This window comes from Geodermatophilus saharensis (genome assembly GCF_900188205.1).
In the GTDB taxonomy this organism is placed as follows: Bacteria; Actinomycetota; Actinomycetes; order Mycobacteriales; family Geodermatophilaceae; genus Geodermatophilus; species Geodermatophilus saharensis.
This window is the reverse complement of the sequence record NZ_FZOH01000007.1, coordinates 163,282-179,744: the sequence shown is the minus strand read 5'-3', so window position 1 is coordinate 179,744 and position 16,463 is coordinate 163,282. Positions and strand designations below refer to the sequence as shown.

Annotated in this window: 15 protein-coding genes and 1 pseudogene; 7 read left to right on the top strand and 9 right to left on the bottom strand. The window is 77.6% G+C overall.

All coding sequences use genetic code 11. From position 1 onward, the window contains the following. Nucleotides 1-41: 41 nt before the first annotated feature. Nucleotides 42-443, bottom strand: a complete 402-nt coding sequence (locus CHC04_RS17335; RefSeq protein WP_089405182.1) for a VOC family protein — start codon at nt 441-443, stop codon at nt 42-44. A gap of 24 nt (nt 444-467) precedes the next feature. Here CHC04_RS17335 and CHC04_RS17330 point away from each other — a divergent pair, with 24 nt between their 5' ends. Beyond that, nucleotides 468-1,253 (top strand): DUF72 domain-containing protein, encoded by a 786-nt coding sequence (locus tag CHC04_RS17330; protein ID WP_089405181.1) that lies wholly within the window; start codon nt 468-470, stop codon nt 1,251-1,253. On the opposite strand, the gene CHC04_RS17325 is transcribed toward CHC04_RS17330, so the two are convergent. Further along, nucleotides 1,254-2,249: a Gfo/Idh/MocA family protein gene (locus CHC04_RS17325; RefSeq protein ID WP_245817372.1), complete on the bottom strand. Its 996-nt coding sequence runs from the start codon at nt 2,247-2,249 to the stop codon at nt 1,254-1,256. It lies immediately after the preceding gene. Nucleotides 2,250-2,283: 34 nt separating this feature from the next. Between CHC04_RS17325 and CHC04_RS17320 the strand changes: the two genes are divergently transcribed. After that, nucleotides 2,284-2,571, top strand: a complete 288-nt coding sequence (locus CHC04_RS17320) for a DUF4031 domain-containing protein (protein ID WP_089405289.1) — start codon at nt 2,284-2,286, stop codon at nt 2,569-2,571. Here the strand turns inward: CHC04_RS17320 and CHC04_RS17315 are convergent. The 3 genes from CHC04_RS17315 to CHC04_RS17305 all read right to left on the bottom strand — a co-directional run bounded on the left by CHC04_RS17315 (nt 2,531) and on the right by CHC04_RS17305 (nt 6,021). Beyond that, complete coding sequence (locus tag CHC04_RS17315; RefSeq protein ID WP_089405180.1) at nt 2,531-3,148, bottom strand: HD domain-containing protein; 618 nt, start codon at nt 3,146-3,148, stop codon at nt 2,531-2,533. The two genes, CHC04_RS17320 and CHC04_RS17315, sit on opposite strands and share 41 nt — an antisense overlap. Continuing rightward, nucleotides 3,145-4,416, bottom strand: a complete 1,272-nt coding sequence (locus CHC04_RS17310) for an ArgE/DapE family deacylase (RefSeq protein WP_089405179.1) — start codon at nt 4,414-4,416, stop codon at nt 3,145-3,147. Before CHC04_RS17310 ends, CHC04_RS17315 begins: the two co-directional genes overlap by 4 nt. 216 nt (nt 4,417-4,632) lie before the next feature. Continuing rightward, nucleotides 4,633-6,021 carry a glucose-6-phosphate dehydrogenase gene (locus CHC04_RS17305; RefSeq protein WP_089405178.1) on the bottom strand — a complete coding sequence of 463 codons (1,389 nt, stop codon included), beginning with the start codon at nt 6,019-6,021 and terminating at the stop codon, nt 4,633-4,635. Nucleotides 6,022-6,187: 166 nt separating this feature from the next. Between CHC04_RS17305 and CHC04_RS25370 the strand changes: the two genes are divergently transcribed. Continuing rightward, nucleotides 6,188-6,313 (top strand): hypothetical protein, encoded by a 126-nt coding sequence (locus CHC04_RS25370; RefSeq protein WP_281252251.1) that lies wholly within the window; start codon nt 6,188-6,190, stop codon nt 6,311-6,313. A 130-nt stretch (nt 6,314-6,443) separates the two neighbouring features. Further along, nucleotides 6,444-9,374, top strand: a complete 2,931-nt coding sequence (locus tag CHC04_RS17300; RefSeq protein ID WP_089405288.1) for a helix-turn-helix transcriptional regulator — start codon at nt 6,444-6,446, stop codon at nt 9,372-9,374. A 30-nt stretch (nt 9,375-9,404) separates the two neighbouring features. On the opposite strand, the gene CHC04_RS17295 is transcribed toward CHC04_RS17300, so the two are convergent. The 3 genes from CHC04_RS17295 to CHC04_RS25055 all read right to left on the bottom strand — a co-directional run bounded on the left by CHC04_RS17295 (nt 9,405) and on the right by CHC04_RS25055 (nt 12,652). After that, nucleotides 9,405-11,189 carry a DEAD/DEAH box helicase gene (locus CHC04_RS17295; protein ID WP_089405177.1) on the bottom strand — a complete coding sequence of 595 codons (1,785 nt, stop codon included), beginning with the start codon at nt 11,187-11,189 and terminating at the stop codon, nt 9,405-9,407. A 223-nt stretch (nt 11,190-11,412) separates the two neighbouring features. Further along, nucleotides 11,413-12,315, bottom strand: a complete 903-nt coding sequence (locus CHC04_RS17290) for a CPBP family intramembrane glutamic endopeptidase (protein ID WP_245817370.1) — start codon at nt 12,313-12,315, stop codon at nt 11,413-11,415. 1 nt (nt 12,316) lies between these two features. Continuing rightward, on the bottom strand, nt 12,317-12,652 hold the full coding sequence (locus tag CHC04_RS25055) for a hypothetical protein (protein WP_245817368.1): 336 nt from the start codon (nt 12,650-12,652) through the stop codon (nt 12,317-12,319). 105 nt (nt 12,653-12,757) lie between these two features. Here CHC04_RS25055 and CHC04_RS17285 point away from each other — a divergent pair, with 105 nt between their 5' ends. Beyond that, on the top strand, nt 12,758-15,049 hold the full coding sequence (locus CHC04_RS17285; protein WP_089405175.1) for an ATP-binding protein: 2,292 nt from the start codon (nt 12,758-12,760) through the stop codon (nt 15,047-15,049). Here CHC04_RS17285 and CHC04_RS17280 read toward each other — a convergent pair whose 3' ends face one another. Further along, nucleotides 15,050-15,352 (bottom strand): hypothetical protein, encoded by a 303-nt coding sequence (locus CHC04_RS17280; protein ID WP_089405174.1) that lies wholly within the window; start codon nt 15,350-15,352, stop codon nt 15,050-15,052. A gap of 155 nt (nt 15,353-15,507) precedes the next feature. Between CHC04_RS17280 and CHC04_RS17275 the strand changes: the two genes are divergently transcribed. Together CHC04_RS17275 and CHC04_RS25605 are read left to right on the top strand one after the other, a co-directional pair. Further along, the gene (locus CHC04_RS17275; protein ID WP_089405173.1) at nt 15,508-15,993 is read left to right on the top strand and encodes a hypothetical protein; all 486 of its coding nucleotides are present in this window, start codon (nt 15,508-15,510) and stop codon (nt 15,991-15,993) included. Continuing rightward, a pseudogene (locus CHC04_RS25605) lies at nt 15,897-16,346 on the top strand (DUF222 domain-containing protein); the annotation flags it as partial. The gene CHC04_RS17275 and the pseudogene CHC04_RS25605, both read left to right, overlap by 97 nt. Between the last annotated feature and the right edge of the window lie 117 nt (nt 16,347-16,463).

Sequence of the window (16,463 nt, the reverse complement as noted above, 5' to 3'; positions counted from 1 at the left end):
CGTGTGCGTCGAGATCGCGTGATCTCGACGGGCGAGCGGGGTCAGGAGCCGGGCGGGAAGCAGCAGAACTCGTTGCCCTCGGGGTCGGCGAGCACGTCCCAGCCGATCTCCCCGGCGTCCTCGTCGGCCTGGTGACCCGGGCGCTCGTCGGAGGCCCGCACCACCGTGGCACCGGCGGCCTGCAGCGCCGCGGAGTCGCCGACGACGTCGAGGTGCACCCGGTTCTTGACCACCTTCGCCTCGGGCACCGGGTTGAGCCAGATCACCGGGCCGCCCCCGGCCGGGTCCTCGATGAGCACCGGCCAGTCCCGCTCGCGCGGCGTCCCGTCGGGCAGGGTGTCGCGGCGGACGTAGCCGATCGCGGCGCACCACCAGTCGGCCAGCGCCTGGTGGTCGCGGGCGTCGATGCAGAGGTCCTTGAAGCGCGCGGGTGCGTCGGCCATGGGTGCGGAGGGTAGGCCGACGGCGTGGCCGTGGTGATCGGGACGTCGGGGTGGCAGTACCGCGACTGGCGCGGCCGCTTTTACCCCCAGCGCCTGCCGCAGCGGCTGTGGCTGGAGCACCACGCGCGGCACTTCGCCACCGTCGAGAGCAACGCCGCGTTCTACCGGCTGCCCGAGCGGGACACCTTCGCCGCCTGGCGCGAGCGGACCCCGCCGGACTACCGCTGGGCGGTCAAGGCCAGCCGCTACCTCACCCACGTCAAGCGACTGCGCGACCCCGAGGAGCCGGTGGCCCGCCTCGTGCAGCACGCCGAGGGCCTGGGCGACCGCCTCGACGTCGTCCTGCTGCAGCTGCCGCCCACGCTCAGGGCCGACGTCGGCCTGCTGCGCGACTGCCTCGCCTGCTTCCCGCCGGGCCTGCGGGTCGCCGTGGAGCCGCGGCACGACAGCTGGTGGACCGACGAGGTGCGGGCGCTGCTGGAGCGCTACGGCGCCGCGCTGTGCTGGGCCGACCGGGCGGAGCGGCCGGTGACGCCGCTGTGGCGGACGGCGGCCTGGGGCTACCTGCGGCTGCACACCGGTGCGGAGGGCTGGGGCTACCCCCCGGCGGTGCTCGAGGAGTGGGCACAGCGCCTCGCGGCCACCTACGCCGACGACGAGGACGTGTTCGTCTACCTCAACAACGACCCCGGCGGCGCGGCCGTCGTCGACGCCGTCGCGCTGGCCGGCGCCGTGCACCGGGCCGGCCGCACGCCCACCCGGGTGCCGACGCCGGAGGAGGCGACCGGCGCGGCCTGGGCGGCGGCCTGATCAGCCGAGGACGTGCGGGTCCTCGCGGTGGTGCACGCCGAGCTGGTGGGCCGCCTGCTCGAGCACGTCCTGCACGGCGAGGGTGTCGGCCAGCGGCATGACCGCGCTCTCGCGGTGCCCCTCCTGCACGCACCGGGTGACCTCGGCGAGCTCGTGGGAGTACCCGACACCGTCCGGCGGGAGGGTGATCTCCTCGGGCTCGGCACCGGTGCGGTGCAGCACGATGGTGGCCGGGTGGTGGAAGCGGGGGAGGACGTCGACCCACCCCTGAGTCCCGAACACCCGGGCCTGTCCCGGCGTCGGGTACCGCAGCGACGTGGTCAGCGTGGCCGAGCGGCCGTCCGCCCAGCCGAGCAGCAGCGCCGCCTCCGCGTCGGCCCCGGTGGGGTAGGTGGAGCCGACGGCGGTGACCGTGTCGGGGGGGCCCAGCAGCATCTGGGCGAAGGAGACGACGTAGACGCCGAGGTCGAGCAGCGCGCCGCCGCCGAGCTCGAGGGCGAACAGCCGGTCGGAGGGGTCGTAGGCGCGGTCGACGCCCAGATCGGCCTGCACCGACCGGACCTCGCCGATCGCCCCCTCGGCGACCAGCTCCCGCAGCCGGACGACGGCGGGCTGGAACCGCGTCCACATCGCCTCCATGACGAAGACGCCGCCGGTCCGCGCGGCGTCGACGACCTCCTGCGCGCCGGCCAGCGTCGCGGTGAACGCCTTCTCCACCAGCAGCGCCTTGCCCGCCGCGATGGCGGCCAGCGCGACCGCGTGGTGCTGCGGATGCGGGGTGGCCAGGTAGAGGACGTCGACGTCGGGGTCGGCGACGATGTCGGCGTAGGAGCCGTGGGCGCGCTCGAGCCCGTGCTGCTCGGCGAACGCCCGCGCCCGGTCGATCGAGCGGGAGGCGACGGCCACCGGCCGGGCTCCCGGCACGTGCGCGAAGTCGCCCATCACGCTCTGCGCGATGCGGCCCGGCCCGACGACGCCCCAGCGGATCTCGTCCACGGCGTCGACCGTAGTGGGCGGGCAGACTGGGCCCGTGGTCGTGCTGATCGACAGCCCCGTCTGGCCCTGGCGGGGGCGCCGGTGGTCGCACCTGGTCAGCGACGTCTCCCACGACGAGCTGCACGCCTTCGTCGCCGCCGAGCTCGGCATCCCGCGCCGGGCGTTCCAGGGCGACCACTACGACGTCCCCGAGGACCTCTACGACGTCGCGGTCGCCGCCGGGGCGCAGCCCGTGGGCGCGCGGGAGCTGCTCGCCCGGCTGACCGCCGCCGGCCTGCGGGTCAGGAAGACCGCGCGCGCAGCAGGCCGATCTCCGCGGTGAGGTTGGCCCGCGCCCGCGCCTCCCAGGCCGCCGTCGCCGGCAGCCGGTAGAGCGCCGGCAGCGCCAGCAGCGACTCCAGCACGGCGATCCGCCCGGCGGTGAACGCCTCGTCGGGCAGGTGGCCGTACTCCGCGCGCACGGCGGAGGCGTAGGCGGCGTAGGCGTCCGGGGGCGCGGCGAGGACGGCGAGGTCGGCGTCGCAGAGCACCGCGCCGTTGGCGTCGTCCGGCGCGGCGCCGTGCCCGGCGGTGAGCAGCACCAGCCGCACCACCTCCTCGACCCGCGCCGCGGGCACCAGCCCGCGCAGGCCGGCCCGTGCCCGCTCGGCGCTGACCTGCTCGTTGTCGCCGCGGCGGGGGTCGTAGACGACGTCGTGGTACCAGGCGGCCAGCGCGACGGCGGCGGCGTCGTCGGCCGCGGCGCCCAGCTCGCGCACCAGCCCGAGGACGGCGGCCAGGTGGTGCAGGTCGTGGTAGCGGCGGTGCGGCTCGCTCCACGCGGCGACGACGGCGGCCCACTCGGTGCGCGCGGTGGGGGAGTCGCCGGTCAGCGCCGCGAAGTCCTCGTAGCCGATCACGCGACCCCGCAGCGCCGGACGGTGAGCAACGCCAGCGCGCGGGCGACGGCGGCCACCTCGGCCACGGGCACCCGCTCGGCCGGGCCGTGCGCGAGGTGCAGGTCGCCCGGACCCAGGTGCAGCGCGGGGACGCCGGCGGCGGCGTAGAGCCGCAGGTCGGTGCCGGCGGGCACGGCGCGCTCGGGCGGCAGGGCGCCGCCGGTGTCGACGACGGCGTCGCGGACCTGGCCGAGGAGGGCGTCGCCCGCCGGCAGCGACCCGCTGGCGAAGGCCCCACCGGTCCAGGCCACCTGCACCGGGTGGGCGGCCAGCCACGGGTGCCCGGCGCAGAACGCGGCGAGGCGCTCCTCGAACGCCGCGCGGGCGGCCTCGACCGGCTCGCCGAGCCGCACGCCGTAGCGGCCCTCGGCGACCAGCCGGTCGGGCACCGTCGAGGCCCAGTCCCCGGCGTGCACCGTGCCGATCGACAGGCCGTAGGGGTACCGCTCGCCGGCGAAGCGCGGGTCGGCGTCGCGCTGCCGCTCCTCCTCGAGGGCCCGCAGGTCGGCGTGCACCGCGGCGAACAGTTCCACCGCGCTGACCCCGCGGTCGCGCATCGCCGCGTGGGCGGCGTGGCCGGTCACCTCCAGCCGGAAGGTCAGCGCCCCGGCGGCGGCGGTGACCACGGCGCCGTCGGTGGGCTCGGCGATGACGCAGGCGTCGCCCCGGTGGCCGCGGGCCAGCGTCGCCCACGCGCCCAGGCCGCCGTCCTCCTCGCCGATCACGCTGTGCAGCGCCACCGGACGGCGCAGCCGCACGCCCGCCGCGCGCACCGCGGCCAGCGCCGCCACCGACGCCGCGAGGCCGCCCTTCATGTCGCAGGTCCCGCGCCCGTGCACGTCGCCGCCGGCCAGCCGGGGGAGGAACGGGTCGCCGTCCCACAGCGCGCGGTCGCCGGTCGGGACGACGTCGGAGTGGCCGCACAGCACCAGCGCGGGGTCCCCCTCCGCCCGCCCGGGCAGCGTGCCGACGACGCCCCACGCCTCCTCGCGCGCGACCTCCTGGCCGGGCGCGTCCGGCGCGGTCGCGGCGGTCTCGAGGTCGATCGCCCAGTGGTCGACGTCGCAGCCGAGCCCGTCGAGCTCGGCGGCGACCAGGGCCTGCACCTCCGACTCGGCCGCGGTGCCGCCGACCGAGGGGACGGCGACCAGCCGGCACAGCAGGTCGACCGCGGCGGCGTCGTCGACGGCGTCGAGCACGGCGGCCTCGGTGGGTGTCAGGTCGGCCACGGCTGAGGAGTCTGGCAGGCCGGGTTCCCGGCGATCGGATGTGTCACCGCCGGGGAGAGGGGTACCGTCGGTGTCGTCCGGACCGGGCGATTCTGTGTCCCCGGGTGCCAATTGGATACCGCCGTCGCGGAACACCGCCCCGACCCCGGTCGGGGGCTGGAGCCGCGTCGTGCCTCTCGCCGCGAGGCGACCAGAGCCCGGTCCGGACCCTCCTCCTCAACCGCCCAGCACCCACCCGCACGGGTCGGCCAGCACGTCGGCCGCCTCCGGGCCCCAGGAGCCGGGCGCGTAGGGCTGCACCTGCGGCCGGGCGTCGAGCAGCGGCGCGACCGCCCGCCAGGCCTGCGCCAGCCCGGCCCCGGTGGTGAACAGCGACCGGTCGCCGACCAGCACGTCGTGGATGAGCGAGGCGTAGGCCGGCAGGGGCTCCCCGCCGGGGACCTCGCCCAGGTCCAGGGAGGCGCCCGCGACGGCGAGGTCGAGGTCGGGCCCGGGGCGCTTGGCCACCAGCCCCAGGTCGAGGGAGCCGGCGCCCTTCAGGGACAGCGACACGGTGTTGCCGCCGCCGGGCGTCGGCCCGACCGGCCCGTCCGGCCGCCGCATCACCAGGGTGACCCGCTGGTGGCTCTCGGCCAGCCGCTTGCCGGTGCGCAGCAGGAACGGCACGCCGCGCCAGCGGTCGGTGTCGACCCACAGCCGGGCGGCGACGAAGGTGTCGGTGCGGCTGTCGTCGGGGACGTGGTCGAGGCCGCGGTAGCCGTCGAACTGGCCGAGGACGACGTCCTCGGGGGACAGCGACCGGAACGCCGTCAGCACCGCCTCGCGGGCCTCCTGCAGGTCGGCCGGCGTCAGCGAGGCCGGGGGCTCCATGGCCACCTCGGCGGCCACCTGGAACAGGTGGGTGACCAGCATGTCCAGCGTGGCGCCGGTGGCGTCGTAGAACTCCGCCCGGTCGGCGACGTCGAGGGTCTCGGGGACGTCGACCTGCACCTGGGCGACGTGCTCGCGGTTCCACACCGAGGAGAACAGCCCGTTGGCGAAGCGCAGCACGTGCAGGTCCTGGGTGCCCTCCTTGCCGAGGAAGTGGTCGATGCGGAAGACCTGCTCCTCGTCGAGGACGGAGTGCACCAGCTCGTCGAGCTCGCGGAACCCCTCCGGTGAGGTGCCGTAGGGCTTCTCGTAGACGACGCGGGCGCCCTTGGCCAGGCCGTGGGTGTCCAGCGCGCGGGTGATGCCCTCGAACGCCCCGGGCGGGACGGCGAGGTAGTGCACCAGCTGGGCGTCCGCGCCGAGCTCCTCGCGGGCCCGCTGGACCTCGTCGAGCAGCTGCCCGGGGTCCTCGGGCGTGTGCCCGCCGCCGGCGAAGCGCAGCCGGTCGAGCAGCCCGTCGGCGGGGTCGCCGTCGCCGTGCTCGGCGAGGGCGCCGCGGACCAGGTCGCGGAACTCGTCGTCGGACCGCTCGCCGCGGCCGCTGCCGATCAGCCGCCAGTCCGCGGGCAGCAGGCCGCGCCGCTGGAGCTGGTCGAACGACGGCAGCACGAGCCGCGAGGCGAGGTCGCCGGTCGCGCCGAAGAGGACGAAGACGGTGGGGGGCAGGTCGGCCATGTGCCCAGCCTCGCCGCCCGGCTCCTCAGGCGCGCGCCAGGTGCGTCTGAGGGGGTCTCAGACGCCAGGAGCGGGCGAGGACTGCCCGGTCGCCCGATGCCCGGGGTGCCGCCTCAGGCCGACCGTGGTCGCCGTCCCCACCGGACGACCACACGAGGAGACCGTCGTGAACACCTACCCCAACCCCGGACTCGAGGCGGAGCTGGCCTACCGGCGCGAGGTGCTGCAGGCGATCGGGCACGGCACCCGGCGCGGCGCGCGGCGCGGCTCGTGGCTGCGCCGGCCGCGTTGACGAAGGACCCCCGTGCCCCCCGCCGCTCGCACGCTCGCGGCGGGACCCTGCACGGGGCCGTTCCGACACCACACCAGTGGCCACCCCCGAGGCAGCCGTCCTGTCGGCGGCGCATGCCACGATCGGCGCCGTGCCGCGGTGGGACGAGCGACCCCTGGTCGGCCGGGCCGGTGAGCTGGCCGCCCTGGAGGCGGCCGTCGAGCGCGCGGTGACCGGCCGCGGCTCGGCCGTGCTCGTCGCCGGCGACGCCGGCGTCGGCAAGTCCCGCCTGCTCGACGAGCTCACCGCCCGGGCCACCGCGCGCGGCCTGCGGGTGCTCGTCGGCCACTGCGTCGACCTGGGCGAGGTAGGCCTGCCCTACCTGCCCTTCGTCGACCTGCTGCGGCCGGTCGCCGCCGAGCTGGGCGAGGACGCCGCGGGTCTGTTCGCCGCGCGGGTCGGGAGCCGGGAGCCCGACGCCGCCGACCTGCCCAGCCCGGTCCGCACCCTGCGCCCGCCGGTCGACGACGGCCGGCTGCAGCTGTTCGAGTCCGTCGCCGGCGCGCTGGCCGGGCTGGCCGCCGACGCGCCGGTGCTCGTCGTGCTCGAGGACCTGCACTGGGCCGACCGCTCCAGCCGCGACCTGCTGCGCTACCTGCTCGCCCGGCTCGGCGACGAGCCGGTCGCCGTCGTCGCCTCCTACCGCTCCGACGACCTGCACCGCCGGCACCCGCTGCGCCCGCTGCTGGCCGAGCTGGTGCGGCTGCCCGGCGTCGAGCGGCTCGACCTGGCCCCGCTGCCCGACGCCGCGGTCGAGGAGCTGGTGCGCGGCCTGGCCGCCGGCGTGCCGGACCGCACCGTCGACGACGTCGTGGCCCGCGCCGAGGGCAACGCCTTCTACGCCGAGGAGCTGCTGGCCGCGGGCCTGGCGGGGGAGACGCTGCCGCTGGGCCTCACCGACGTGCTGCTGACCCGGGTCGAGCAGCTGGCGCCCGGCGCGCAGCAGGTGCTGCGGGTGGCCGCGGTGGCCGGCCGGCGGGTGCGGCACGAGCTCGTCGCCGCCGTCGGCGGGCTCTCCGACGCCGAGCTGGACCGGGCGCTGGCCGAGGCGGTGCACTCGCACCTGCTCGTCGTCGGCCCCGACGGCGCCTACCGCTTCCGGCACGCGCTGCTGCGCGAGGCCGTCCTCGCCGACCTGCTGCCCGGCGAGCGGGTCCGGCTGCACGCCGCCGTCGCCGCGCACCTGGCCGCCGTCCCGGCCGCGGGCACCGCCGCCGAGCGGGCCCACCACCTGCGGGAGAGCAACGACCTGGCCGGCGCCCTGGCCGCGTCGCTGGAGGCCGCCGACGAGGCGCGCCGCGTCGGCGCCCCGGCCGAGCAGCTGCAGCACCTGGAGGCCGCGCTCGCGCTGTGGCCGGCGGTGCCCGGCGCCGCCGACCGCGCCGGGCGCGGCCAGGCCGAGCTGCTGCTGGAGACCTCGACCGCCGCCCGCCGCGGCGGGGAGCTGCACCGGGCGGTGGCGCTGCTGCGGGCGGCACAGGACGTCCTCGGCCCCGACGGCGACCGCGAGCTGCGCGCCCGGGTGCACTACACGCTGGCGCAGGCGCTGGCCCGCATCGAGGACCAGGCCTCCGCGGTGCGCGAGACCACCGCGGCGATGGCGCTGGTCCCGGCCGCGCCGCCCTCCCCGGTGCGCACCTGGGCCGCGGCCACGCACGCGCGGGCCTGCTACGAGGTCGGCCGCCGCGCCGATGGCGACGCCGCCGCCGAGGAGGCCCTCGCCGCCGCTGACGCCCTCGGCCTCGACAGCGCCTGGGCCGACGTCGCGGTGACGCTGGCCCGCTCCCGCGGCGGGGACGGCCTGACCGCGCGGCTGGAGGAGGCGCTGGCGCGGGCCCGCCGGTCCGGCGATGCCGACGTCGAGATCCGGGTGCTGTTCAACCTGGCGATCGTCGCCTACGAGGCCGGGACGGTGCGCGAGACGCTGCGCTGGAGCGACGAGGGGCTCGCCCGGGCGCAGGTCCTCGGCGTCGAGTGGTCGTTCTACGCGGCCGAGCTGCGCCACCTCGGCGTCGTCTCGCGGTACGTGCTCGGCGACTGGGACGGCAGCCTGGCGCTGGCCGACCGGCTGGCCCGCGTGCCGGAGATGGCGGCGCACGTGCGGGCCGCCGGCCTGCTGGTGCAGGTCGGCCGCGGCGACCCGGCGGCGGCCGCGCGGATCACCTGGGCGCGCGGCCTGGCCGGGCGGCTGGACGCCCACGTGCTGCTGCTCCTGGCCACCGCGGGCGCCGAGATCGACCTCGCCGCCTGGACCGGCGACCCGGCCACCGCGCTGGACACCGCGCGCAGCGCCGCGGCCACCCTGGCCGAGCTGTGGGGCGACGAGCGGCTCGCCGTCGTGCGGCTGGTGGCCACCGCGCTGGCCCCGGTCGCCGACGCCGCGGTCACCGCCCGGCTCACCGGCGACGCCGCGGCGCTGGCCGGGTGGACGGCGGCGGGGGAGTCACTGGTGGCCCTGGGTCGTGACGCGGTCGCCGACCACGCCCGCGCCGTCGGGCCGCACGGGGTCGAGGCCGACGCCTGGGTGGCGCGGCTGGACGCCGAGGCCGCCCGGCTGGCCGGCGAGAACGCACCCGAGCTGTGGTCGGCCGCCGCCGAGGCGTTCGGCTACGGGCACGTCTACGAGCAGGCGCGCTCCCGGTGGCGGCTGGCCGAGGCGCTGGTGGCCACCGGAGACCGCGACGCCGCGCTCGGGCCGCTGACGTCGGCCGCCGACACCGCCCGGTCGCTGGGTGCGCGGCCGCTGGCCGACGCGGTCGCCGCGCTCGCCCGCCGCGCCCGGCTGGAGCTGCCCGGCGCCGGGCGCGTGGTGGACACCGCGGCGGTGTTCACCCCGCGCGAGACCGAGGTGCTCGCGCTGCTCGCCCGGGGCCGCACCAACCGGCAGATCGGCGGCGAGCTCTTCATCAGCGAGAAGACCGCCAGCGTGCACGTGAGCAACATCCTGGCCAAGCTCGGCGCCGGCAGCCGCACCGAGGCCGTCGCCGTCGCCGCGTCGCGGGGCCTGCTCCCCACCGGCTGAGGCCGGGCACTTCCGCGGAAGTGCCCGGCCTCAGAGCATCGTGCGCAGGCGTTCCCGGCGGGCGCGCAACACCTCGACCGACGCCGACGCCGACGGCGGACCGGGCACGGACTTGCGCAGCTCGGTGTGCACCACGCCGTGCGGCCTCGACGTCTTCGCCGCGACCCGCGCGACCAGGCGGTTGACCTCGCGGCGCAGCTCGGCGGCGTCGCGCCACGAGCGGCCGGCGTCGTCCTCGTCGGGGTGGTCCTCCACGACCGGCAGCTCGCCGGTGTCCTCCTCGTGCACCCGCTGGGCGATCCGCAGCCGCAGCTCGTCGTCGCGCCTGGCCAGCAGCGACGCCGTCTGCTCGGCGGTGAGCAGGCCCGGGATGCCGAGGAACTCCTCGTCCTCGGGCGCGATCACCGCACCGTCGGAACCGGTGTGCGCCGTCCCGCCGTGCAGCACGTGCGCGAAGCGGGCGTCGGCCTCCAGTGCCTCCCACTGCTTGAGGCCCACCGCCTCGCGCTCCTTGGGCGGCAGCGGGTCGAGGTCGAGCGCCTCGGGGTCGGCCGCCTTGGGCGGCGGCATGACGTGGTTGCGTTCCTTCTCCAGCGACGCCGCCAGCCCCAGCAGCGGCCGGACGGCGGGGAGGAACACCGTGGCGGTCTCGTGCGACGCCCGCGAGCGGACCACGCGGCCGACGGCCTGCGCGAAGAACAGCGGCGTCCGGTAGGAGGTCATCCACGCCAGGACGGCGGCGCGCGGCACGTCGACGCCCTCGGAGATCATCCGCACGCAGACGGCGATCCGCGCCGACCCGGCGGCGAACCGCTCGATCTTCTTCGACGCCTTCGGGTCGTCGGAGAGGATCAGCTCGGGCGCCTTGCCGGTGATGCGCTTGACGATGCGGGCGTAGGCGCGGGCGTCGTCCTGGTCGCTGGCCAGCACCAGCCCGGCGGCGTCGGGCATGCCCCCGTGCTCGCGCAGGTGGGTGATCCGCTCGTCCATCGCGGCGATGACGTGCGGCACCCACTGCCCCTTGGGGTCCAGCGCGGTGCGCCAGGCGGCCATCTCCACCGAGCGGGTGCCGGCCTCCGACAGCGACGCGGCCACGACCTCCCCGGCGGAGTTCCGCCAGCGCGAGGTGCCGGTGTAGGCGGCGAAGACGACCGGCCGGACGACGTCGTCGGCCAGCGCCTCCTTGTAGCCGTAGGTGTAGTCGGCGCGGCTGACCAGCCCGGCGCCGGCCTCCCCGGCGTCGCCCTCGAACCCGTCCTCCTCGTAGCGCACGAAGGGGATCCGCTCGTCGGGCTTGGTGCGGAACGGCGTCCCGGTCAGGCACAGCCGGCGGGCGGCGAAGCCGTAGGCCTCCTCGATCGCCTCGCCCCAGGACAGCCCGTCCCCGGCGTGGTGGACCTCGTCCAGGACCACCAGCGTCTTGACGGCGGTGGCGCGCGCGGCGTGCAGCATCGGCTTGCCCGCCACCTGCGCGTACGTGGTCACGTAGCCCTGGGTGCCGGCGCGCACCGGGCCGACGGCGTTGGTCAGGCCGGGGTCGAGCACGATGCCCATCCGGTCGGCGGCGTCGGCCCACTGCAGCCGCAGGTGGTCGGTCGGGCAGACGACGATGACGCGGGCGACCTCGCGCCGCTGCAGCAGCCGCGCGGCCAGCGTCAGGGCGAAGGTCGTCTTGCCCGCGCCCGGGGTCGCGGTGACGAGGAAGTCCTTGGGGGCGGCCTCCTCGTAGCGCTCGAGGGCGGCCTGCTGCCACGCCCGGAGCGGTCGGCTGGTCGTCTGCGGGGCGACCGCCCCGGCCCGTGCTGCACTCGCCATCTCGGGGCTCATCCTGCCTGCGGCCGCCGGGACACGCCCAACCGGCCGCCTCCCGCGCGCCTGCCGCGCGACGACGTATACGCGCCGGTCCGCACGTCGCTGACCTGCGCGGACGTCGTCGGCCACGCCCGGTGAGTGGTGTGTCTCACGCTGCGGGCGGACCGGTCCGTCGCGCGCGACCGCGCCGCCCGGCGTGCGGGCGGCGCGGCGGCGGGACCCCTCGTCAGCGGCGGACGGGCGCACCCGCGGCGGTGCGCCGGGTGAGGTCGGGGCGGACGACGGCGACGGCGACGGCGGTGACCACGACCAGGCCGAGGGCCGCGGCGAGGACCGGCTGCCCGCCCGAGAGCAGCTCGTCGACGAGCCCGCCCTCGCCGCTGCTGCCGTTCCAGGCGCCGTGCAGCACGGCGACGGCCAGGACGCTGCCGGCGGCGCCCCGCAGGAACACGCCGACCAGCAGCCGGAACACCAGCGCGGCGCCGAACACGATCCCCAGCCCGGTCGCCACCGACTCCACCGTGACCTCGCCCCACAGCAGCAGCGGCAGGTGGATGGCGGCGAAGGCGACGGCGGTCAGCGCCGAGCCGGCGAGCAGCCCGTGCCGGCGCTCCAGGCGGGTCTGCACGAAGCCGGCCCAGACGGTCTCCTCCCACAGGTTGACCAGGACCACCGGGAGCAGCATCAGCGGCACGGCCTCCACCAGGACCGCGACGGGGTCGCTCGCCAGGGAGCGGCCGAGCAGCAGACCGACGACGACGGTGGCCACCGGCAGGGCGGCCAGGGCCGCGATCCACCAGCCCGGTCCGAACCGCCAGCGGAACGTGCGGGCGAACAGCGCCCGGACGCCCGCCCGGCCCTCGGTGACCGACACGACCCACACGGCGGTGGGCAGCAGGACCAGGACGGTGGCGGCCAGGGCGAAGACCTCCCCGGGCAGCTCACCGCCCGGGATCACGCCGTGGTCGGCGAGTGCGGGGATCCCGAGCACCGCCCAGCCGAGGGGGAGGGCGATCGCCAGGAACGCGCCGATCGGGTGCCGGGCGGTCCAGCCGCGGAAGCCGCGTGCCGGTGTGCCGGGAGGGGCCGCCTGACGGCGGCCGGTGCGGGTGTCGTCGAGAGCGGACACGTCAGGACCTGCCTCTGTGTCGGGGGGACGGGGGATCGGGGAGCGGGCGCACCCGGTGGACGCTCGCGTTCGGCAGCGCGGCGGTGTCCCGGGCGAGGACGACGTCGTCGCGGCTGCCGGCCTCCACCAGGCACAGGACCCGGTGCTCGGCGGGGACGAGCAGCCCGCTGCACCACCGGATCGCCGTCCCGGCGGCGGCCAGGCGCCGGACGGCGTACCGCAGGGCGTGGTGCACCTGCGCCGCGTCGTCGGCCGCCCAGGTGGCGCAGAACTCGACGAGGAAGAGGTCCGCGTCCCCGGGGGGCGCCGACCTCCCCGTCCGCCGGGTGCCGTCCACGGCGGCCACCCTGTCCGGCTCCGCCGCCGGGGACATCGGGAGAACCCCGGTCGGCGGTACGGGAACGCCCCCTCTCCCGTACGGGCGTCGCTACGGTCCTGCGGCATGGCGGGGCACCGGCTCGACCGCACCCGCGGGCTGCCGGCCGAGCGCAGCTCGTTCGTGGGGCGACGCGCCGAGCTGGCCGACGTGCGGCGGCTGCTGTCCGGCTCCCGGCTCGTGACCCTCGTGGGCCCGGGCGGGGTCGGGAAGACCCGGCTGGCGGTCCGCGCGGGCACCGAGCTGCGCCGGTCGTTCACCGACGGCGTGACCCTGGCCGACCTGACCGCCGTCGCGGACCCGGCCCGGGTGGGAGAGCACGTGGCGCGCGCCCTCGACGTGCGGGACGTGTCCGGCCGCTGGCTGCCCGCGACCGTGGCCGAGGTCGTCGGCGACCGGCAGGTGCTGCTCGTGCTGGACAACTGCGAGCACCTGCAGGACGCGTGCGCCGTGCTGGTGGACACCCTCCTCGCCACCTGCCCGGGCCTGCGGGTGCTGGCGACCAGCAGGGTGCCGCTCGACGTCGACGGCGAGGCGGTGCTGTGGGTCCCCCCGCTCGGCGTCCCGTCCCGGGACCGGCCGGCTGCGGGGACGCCGTCGGAGGCCGTCGCGCTCCTGGTCCAGCGGGCGACGGCGGCGGTGCCGGGACTGGTCCTCGGTCCTGTCGACGACGCCGCCCTCGCCGACGTGTGCCGGCGCCTGGACGGCCTGCCGCTGGCGATCGAGCTGGCCGCCGTCCGGCTGCGGACGCTGACCCCGGCCGAGCTCGCCGGCCGCCTCGACGACCGGTTCGGCCTGCTGCGCCGGTCGGGGACCGCCGTCCCGGAGCGCCACCGCACCCTGCAGGCGACGATGGAGTGGAGCGCCGAGCTGCTCACCGAGGCCGACCGGGTGCTGTGGCGCCGGGCGTCGGTGTTCGCCGGCGACGTCTCCCTGGCGGCCGCCGAGGCGGTGTGCGCCGACGACGTGCTGCCGGCTCCCGCGGTCCTCGACGCGCTGGACCGGCTGGTGGCGGCGTCGCTGCTGGAGGCCGTGCCGGGGCCGGGCGGCCGCCGGTTCCGGATGCTGGAGACGGTCCGCGCCTACGGCCGGGAGCTGCTCGACGCCGCGGGCGAGGCCCACGCGGTGCGGCTGCGGCACGCGGGCTGGTGTGCCCGGCTCGTCGCGGCCGCGTCCGCGGAGTTCGTGGGGCCGGGGCAGGTGGCCGCCTTCGACCGGCTCGACGCCGTGCACGCGGAGCTGGGCGCGGCACTCGACGTGTACCTGGCCGGACACGCCGAGCGGGGCCTCGTGATGGCGGCCGACCTGTGGCTGTACTGGGCGGCGCGCGGCCACCTGGGCGAGGGGCGCCGCCGGCTGCAGGACCTCCTCGCCGCGTGCCCGGAGCCGTCCCGCACCCGGGCCCGCGGGATGGTCGCCGCCGGGTTCCTCGCGCTGGCGGCGACCGACCCCGCGGCGGCGGTCCCGCTGCTCACCGGGGCGCGGGAGCTCGGGGAGGCCTGCGGCGCGCCGTCCGTCGTCGCGACGGCCACCCAGTACCTCGGTCAGGCCGCGCTGTTCGACGGCGACCTGGCCGCGGCCGACCGGCTGCTGCGCGAGGCGGCGGCGCGGCACGCCGCGGCCGACGGGCGGTACGAGGCCTTCTGCTGGGCCGACGTCGGGGTGGCCGCGCTGCTCGCCGGACGGGACGCGGACGCCGCGGAGGCGTTCGGCCGCAGCCTCGCGCTCGCCGAGCGGGGTGACCCCTGGACCCGGTCGCACGCGCTGTGGGGGCTGGGCCTGGTGCGGCTGACCACCGGGGAACCGGACGAGGCCACCGCGCTCGAGCGGTCCGCGCTCGGCCTGATGCGGGAGGTCGACGACCGGAGCGGGACGGCGCTGTGCATCGAGGCGCTGAGCTGGGCGGCCGCGGCCCGGCAGGCGTGGGAGCGCGCGGCGCGGCTCGGCGGCGCGGCCGAGGCCGTGTGGCGGTCCATCCCGGCCGACCTGCCCGCCCCGCTCACCCGGCGGCGCGAGGAGTGCACGACGGCGGCCCGCCGCGCGCTGGGGGACCGCCGCTGGGGAGCCCTGCACCGGGAGGGCGCCGCCCTGGACCGGACCGGCGCGGTGACCCTGGCGCTCGACGAGCGGCCGACGCCCGCCGTGCCGCAGGCCGGTGCCGGGGCCGGCCCGCTCACCGCGCGGCAGCAGGAGGTGGCCCGCCTCGTGGCCGAGGGCCTGACCGACCGGCAGATCGCGGCCCGGCTGGTCATCTCACCGCGGACCGCGGAGTCCCACGTCGAGCAGATCCTGGCGCGGCTGGGCGTGCGGTCGCGGGCGGAGATCGCCGCTTGGACGGCCGCCCGCGCCGCCGGCTGATCAGCCCCGGTCCTCGCCGTTCTGCACGAGGCGCAGGTGCGGGCCGGTGGGCACGTCCGCCCGGGGGTCGGGGACCTCGGGCAGCCCGGCGGCGCGTCGCACCCGGTTCTCGGGGACGTCGAGGGCGCGGGCGAGGTGGCCGGCCATCCACGGGCTGATCAACGCCCAGCCGCGGGTGTGCGCGAGCCGCTCGAGCACCTCGGGCCCGACCGCACCGCGCGCGCGGCGGGAGGCCTCGTACACGGACCCGCCCAGCTCCCACAGCCGTCGCCGGACGAGTGCCTGCAGGTCCTTCGTGGACATGGACGAACTGTATTTCGGGAGAGCTCCGAGAGCAGCCGGTCGATCAGTGTCGGGCGGCGTCCGTGCGGGCTCGCGGAGCCTTCTATCGGGATGTCAGCAGGTGCCCCTCCTCTCTGACCTGCGGGTTCGACTTGCCGTCCTCATCTTTCGAACCTGTGATCGAACGCGCGACGGAGGTCCTGGCGGTCGACGAGCCCGTGGTGGGCTGGGCGTCGGGGCCGCTGGGCGCGGTGCAGGCCGCCGACCGGGAGATCGGCCGGCAGACGGCGCTGCGGGCGCGGGCGATCGCTGCCTTTGCCGCGTCGCGGCCGGCCTCGGCCGATCGGCAGCCCGGTGAGGCGGGTGCGATGGCGGCGGAGCGGTGGGCGTCTCGGGCGGAGGTGCTGCGTCCGGTGAGCGAGTGGGCGACCTCCGAGCTGGCGATCGCGCTGAACGTGACCACCCAGCGGGCGGAGGAGGAGCTGGTCCGCTCCCTGACGCTGGTGGGGCGGCTGCCGCGGGTGCTGGCCGCGCTGCAGTCCGGGGTGCTGCACGTCGGGCACCTGTGTGCCTGCTCGAGCACGTCGCGCCGATCGCGGAGGACGCGCTGCGCGCCCGCGTCGAGGGCGAGCTGCTGGGCTGGGTGGCGGCCCGGTCGGTGACCACTCCGGCGCAGCTGGGCGACAAGGTGCGCCGGGTGGTGCTCAGGCACGCCGCCCGCGACGCCGCCCGTGACCTGGCCCGCGCCGTCCGCCGGCGCGGCGTGTCCGCCCGCCCCGACCGCACCGATGGGATGAGTGTGGTGTCGGCGCTGCTGACCACCCCGGAGGCCGCCGCGCTGCTGGCGGCGCTCGGGGCGTATGCCGACGCGCTGCCCGCCGACCCGGCCGATGGCCGCACCAGGGGGCAGGAGATGGCCGACTGCCTGCTGGAGCTGGTGCTGCGCCCCGGCGAGTGCGGCTTGCCGCCGGTGCAGGTGGCCTTGACCGTGGTCGCACCCGTGGTCGCACCCGTGGGCGCGCTGCTGGGCGGGGACGCCGCGTGCGAGATCGACGGGCAGGTGGTCCCCGCGGAGGTGTCCGCGCGCTGCTCGCCGCCCTCACCGGCCACCGGGTCGACACCGCCGCGACCG

Excerpts from the sequence above, each read along its gene's own strand:
- CHC04_RS17295 (WP_089405177.1), bottom strand. The coding sequence starts at position 11,189 with ATGGCGAGTGCAGCACGGGCCGGGGCGGTCGCCCCGCAGACGACCAGC.
- CHC04_RS17280 (WP_089405174.1), bottom strand. The coding sequence starts at position 15,352 with ATGTCCACGAAGGACCTGCAGGCACTCGTCCGGCGACGGCTGTGGGAG.
- CHC04_RS17335 (WP_089405182.1), bottom strand. The coding sequence starts at position 443 with ATGGCCGACGCACCCGCGCGCTTCAAGGACCTCTGCATCGACGCCCGC.
- CHC04_RS17285 (WP_089405175.1), top strand. The coding sequence starts at position 12,758 with ATGGCGGGGCACCGGCTCGACCGCACCCGCGGGCTGCCGGCCGAGCGC.
- CHC04_RS17305 (WP_089405178.1), bottom strand. The coding sequence starts at position 6,021 with ATGGCCGACCTGCCCCCCACCGTCTTCGTCCTCTTCGGCGCGACCGGC.